General features: G+C 73.4%; 3 protein-coding genes. All 3 read left to right on the top strand.

Annotated elements, in window-relative coordinates; genetic code table 11:
- Positions 1 to 542, top strand: a 542-nt coding sequence (locus tag JZ5iCDA_RS19120; RefSeq protein ID WP_069387950.1) for a PH-like domain-containing protein, incomplete at its 5' end; no start/stop codon positions are given.
- Positions 539 to 1,783 carry a glutamine-hydrolyzing carbamoyl-phosphate synthase small subunit gene (carA, locus tag JZ5iCDA_RS15390; protein WP_069387949.1) on the top strand — a complete coding sequence of 415 codons (1,245 nt, stop codon included), beginning with the start codon at positions 539 to 541 and terminating at the stop codon, positions 1,781 to 1,783. The genes JZ5iCDA_RS19120 and carA, both read left to right, overlap by 4 nt.
- A 3-nt stretch (positions 1,784 to 1,786) precedes the next feature.
- The gene (carB, locus tag JZ5iCDA_RS15385) at positions 1,787 to 5,167 is read left to right on the top strand and encodes a carbamoyl-phosphate synthase large subunit (protein WP_069387948.1); all 3,381 of its coding nucleotides are present in this window, start codon (positions 1,787 to 1,789) and stop codon (positions 5,165 to 5,167) included.
- Position 5,168 lies beyond the last annotated feature (1 nt).

Below are 5,168 nucleotides of genomic sequence, written 5' to 3'. Positions count from 1 at the left end.
CCGCGCCGGCGCCCGAGGCGCGCGGAGCCGCCCTCCTCGGCCCGCTCGACGCGCTCTACGTGTCGAGCACGCTCGCGGGGGACTGGCTCGCCCGCGTCGGCGCCCACGGGCTGGGTGACCGGTCGCGCGCCGTCGTCACCGTGCACGACGCCGGCCTGCACGTCGCCCGCACCGGCGCGCCGGACCTGTGGGTCCCCGCGACCGCGGTCCGCGGCGCCGCGCTCACACCCGGCATGGCGGGCAAGTTCGTCGGCAAGGAGGCGATCGTCGTCGTCACCTGGGCGGTGCCGGTCGAGCCCGCGCCCGCCGACCCCGCGCCCGACCTCCCGCCGCAGGAGCCCGCGGAGCCGGTGCGCCTCGACACGGGGCTCATGCCCCGCCACGACCACGACGTGGCCCGCCTCCTCGACGCGGTCCGCGACCTCGCGGGGCGACGAACGACGGCGCCCGACGGCGCCACCGACGCCCCCGCAGACCCGGGCGGCCGGCCCTCCCACGACCCCGGCCCCGACGCCGCCCCGAACGACAAGGAAGCCCAGTGACCACCACAGCGACCACCCCCACGGCCGACCGGGCCCTGCTCGTCCTCGAGGACGGCACCGTGCAGGACGGCCGCGCCTACGGCGCCCGCGGCACGACCGTCGGCGAGATCGTCTTCAACACCGGCATGACCGGCTACCAGGAGACGCTCACCGACCCCTCCTACCACCGGCAGGTCGTCGTCATGACGGCGCCGCACATCGGCAACACCGGCGTCAACGACGAAGACCCCGAGTCGCGGCAGATCTGGGTCGCCGGGTTCGTCGTGCGCGACCCCGCGCGCCGCCCGTCGAGCTGGCGGTCGCAGCGCTCCCTCGACGACGAGCTCGCGGAGCAGGGCGTCGTGGGCATCAGCGACGTCGACACGCGCGCGCTGACCCGCCACCTGCGCGAGCTCGGCGTGATGCGCGGCGGCATCTTCTCGGGCGACGCGCTGCTGCGCGACGGCCGCCCCCGCACCGTCGAGGACCTCGTCGCCGAGGTGAAGGACGCCCCCGCGATGTCCGGCGCCGACCTCGCGCGCGAGGTCAGCACGGGCGAGGCGTACGTCGTCGAGCCGGTCGAGGGCTCCACGCCCGACGGGACTCCGGTCGCGACCGTCGTGGCCGTCGACCTCGGCATCAAGTCCATGACGCCGCAGCGCCTCGCCGAGCGCGGCGTGCGCGTGCACGTCGTGCCCGCGACGACGACCGCGGAGGAGATCGACGCGCTCGCCCCCGACGGCGTGTTCTTCTCCAACGGTCCCGGGGACCCGGCGGCGGCGACGCACGAGGTCGAGCTGCTGCGCGGCGTCCTCGACCGGCGCACCCCGTTCTTCGGCATCTGCTTCGGCAACCAGATCCTCGGGCGTGCGCTCGGGTACGGCACGTACAAGCTCGCGTACGGGCACCGCGGCATCAACCAGCCGGTCATGGACCGCCGCACCGGCAAGGTCGAGGTCACCGCCCACAACCACGGGTTCGCCGTCGACGCGCCCGTCGACGCCGAGTCCACGGCCCCGCACGACGGCGGCCGCTACGGGCGCGTCGTCGTGTCCCACGTCGGGCTCAACGACCAGGTGGTCGAGGGCCTCGAGTGCCTCGACCTGCCCGCCTTCTCCGTCCAGTACCACCCCGAGGCCGCGGCCGGCCCCCACGACGCCGCGTACCTGTTCGACCGCTTCGTCGAGCTCATGACCTCGCGCGCCGCGACCGGCGCGGGCGTGGCCGCCGCGGCCGCCGACCAGACCACCAAGGAGAACTGACCCGTGCCTCGCAGAACCGACATCTCCAGCGTCCTGGTCATCGGCTCGGGCCCCATCGTCATCGGCCAGGCGGCCGAGTTCGACTACTCGGGCACCCAGGCCTGCCGCGTGCTCAAGGAGGAGGGCCTGCGCGTCGTCCTCGTGAACTCCAACCCGGCCACGATCATGACGGACCCGGAGTTCGCCGACGCGACCTACGTCGAGCCCATCACGACCGAGGTCCTCACGACGATCATCGCGAAGGAGCGCCCCGACGCGCTCCTGCCGACCCTCGGCGGGCAGACCGCGCTCAACGCCGCGATCGCCCTCGACGAGGCCGGCGTCCTCGACGAGTACGGCGTCGAGCTCATCGGCGCGAACATCCCCGCGATCCAGAAGGGCGAGGACCGCGAGCAGTTCAAGCAGGTCGTCGAGCTGTGCGGCGGCGAGTCCGCGCGCTCTCAGATCGTCCACACGGTCGACGAGGCGGTCGCGGCCGCCGAGGTCCTCGGCTACCCGATGGTCGTGCGCCCGTCGTACACGATGGGCGGGCTCGGGTCCGGCTTCGCGTGGGACGAGCCGCAGCTGCGCCAGATCGTGGGCCAGGGCCTGCACTACTCCCCGGTGACCGAGGTGCTCCTCGAGGAGTCGATCCTCGGCTGGAAGGAGTACGAGCTCGAGCTCATGCGCGACAAGAACGACAACGTCGTCGTCGTGTGCTCGATCGAGAACGTCGACCCGGTCGGCGTGCACACGGGCGACTCGATCACCGTCGCGCCCGCCCTCACGCTGACCGACCGCGAGTACCAGAAGCTGCGCGACATCGGGATCGCGGTCATCCGCGAGGTCGGCGTCGACACGGGCGGCTGCAACATCCAGTTCGCCGTCGACCCCGACACGGGGCGCGTCATCGTCATCGAGATGAACCCGCGCGTGTCGCGCTCGTCCGCGCTCGCGTCGAAGGCCACCGGCTTCCCGATCGCGAAGATCGCGGCCAAGCTCGCCGTCGGGTACACGCTCGACGAGATCCCCAACGACATCACGCAGGTCACGCCGGCCTCGTTCGAGCCGACGCTCGACTACGTCGTCGTCAAGGTGCCGCGGTTCGCGTTCGAGAAGTTCCCGGCCGCCGACCCGACGCTCACCACCACGATGAAGTCCGTCGGCGAGGCCATGGCGCTCGGGCGCAACTTCACCGAGGCGCTCGGCAAGGCGCTGCGCTCGATCGACAAGGGCGGCTCGACGTTCCACTGGGACGGCGAGCCGGTCTCCGGGGCGGAGCTCGAGGCGCTCCTGGCGCAGATCGCCGTGCCCACGGAGAACCGGATCGTCGGCGTGCAGCAGGCGCTGCGCGCGGGCGCGAGCGTCGAGCAGGTGTTCGACGCCACGAAGATCGACCCGTGGTTCCTCGACCAGATCCAGCTCGTCAACGAGGTGGCGCACGCGGTCGCGTCCGCGGACGCGCTCACCGAGGACGTGCTGCGCGAGGCCAAGCGGCACGGCCTGTCCGACGTCCAGGTCGCGCGTCTGCGCGGCATGGGCCCGGCGGGCGAGGCGACGGTGCGCGAGGTGCGCCGCGCGCTCGGCGTGCGCCCGGTCTACAAGACGGTCGACACGTGCGCCGCGGAGTTCGCCGCCCGCACGCCGTACCACTACTCGTCCTACGACCGCGAGACCGAGGTCGCGCCGCGCGAGCGCGAGGCCGTGATCATCCTCGGCTCCGGCCCGAACCGCATCGGGCAGGGCATCGAGTTCGACTACTCGTGCGTGCACGCGGCGCTCACGCTGCGCGAGCGGTTCGAGACGGTCATGGTCAACTGCAACCCCGAGACCGTCTCGACGGACTACGACACCTCGGACCGCCTCTACTTCGAGCCGCTGACGTTCGAGGACGTCCTCGAGGTGTACGAGGCCGAGCTGGCCGCGGGGCCGGTGCGCGGCATCATCGTCCAGCTCGGCGGCCAGACGCCGCTGTCGCTCGCGCAGCGCCTCGCCGACGCGGGGCTGCCGATCCTCGGCACGAGCCCCGAGGCGATCGACGCCGCGGAGGACCGCGGCGAGTTCGGCCGCGTGCTCACCGAGGCCGGCCTGCCCGCCCCGGCGTTCGGCACCGCGCGCTCGCTCGACGAGGCGCGCGACGTGGCCGCGGGCATCGGCTACCCGGTGCTCGTGCGGCCGTCGTACGTGCTCGGCGGGCGCGGCATGGAGATCGTCTACTCGTCGGAGCAGCTCACGGAGTACGTCGAGCGCGCCCTGGCGGCCGCGGCGGCGGACGAGCGCACGGCGGGCCTGCTGCCCGCGCCGCTGCTCATCGACCGCTTCCTCGACGACGCGATGGAGATCGACGTCGACGCGCTGTACGACGGCACCGAGCTGTTCCTCGGCGGCGTCATGGAGCACATCGAGGAGGCCGGCATTCACTCGGGCGACTCGGCGTGCGTCCTGCCGCCCGTGTCGCTGTCCGAGGCCGAGATCGAGCGCATCCGCCGCTCGACCGAGGCCATCGCGGCGGGCGTCGGCGTGCACGGCCTGCTCAACGTCCAGTACGCGCTCGTCTCCGACGTGCTGTACGTGCTCGAGGCCAACCCGCGCGCCTCGCGCACCGTGCCGTTCGTCTCCAAGGCGACCGGCACGTCCCTCGCCAAGGCCGCGGCGCGCGTCATGGCGGGCGAGTCGATCGCCGACCTGCGTGCGGCGGGCGTCCTGCCCGCCGAGGGCGACGGCGGCGACCTGCCGCTCGACGCGCCCATCGCGGTGAAGGAGGCCGTGCTGCCGTTCAAGCGGTTCCGCACCGCCGACGGGACCGTCGTGGACACCGTGCTCGGGCCGGAGATGCGCTCGACGGGCGAGGTCATGGGCTTCGACCGGAACTTCCCGCTCGCGTTCGCGAAGTCCCAGGCCGCGGCGTTCGGGGGCCTGCCCACGTCGGGCCGCGTGTTCGTCTCGGTCGCCGACCGCGACAAGCGCTCGATCGTCTTCCCGGTCAAGCGGCTCGCGGAGCTCGGCTTCGAGATCCTGGCGACCTCGGGGACCGCGAGCGTGCTGCGCCGCAACGGCATCGCGGCCACGGTCGTGCGCAAGTTCTCCTCGGGTCGTGGCGCGCAGGGCGAGCCGACGGTCGTCGACCTCATCACGGCCGGCGAGGTCGACCTCGTCATCAACACGCCGTCCGGCCAGGGCGCGCGCGCCGACGGCTACGAGATCCGGGCCGCGACCACGGCGGCGGACAAGCCGATCGCGACGACGGTGGACCAGCTGGCCGCCGCGGTGCAGGGCATCGAGGCGGTCCTGTCGGGACCGTTCGACGTCGCGAGCCTGCAGCAGCACATGGCCGGCGACGGGCTCGCCGCGGCGACCGCCGCCCCCGGCGGTGCGGCGGCGCGCCCCGAGCGGGTCGGCGCGTGAG

The sequence above is a fragment of the Cellulosimicrobium cellulans genome (assembly GCF_001722485.1).
Lineage (GTDB): Bacteria > Actinomycetota > Actinomycetes > Actinomycetales > Cellulomonadaceae > Cellulosimicrobium > Cellulosimicrobium cellulans_A.
Note: the sequence above shows the minus strand (reverse complement) of the source record. Positions and strands in the feature narration are given on the sequence as shown.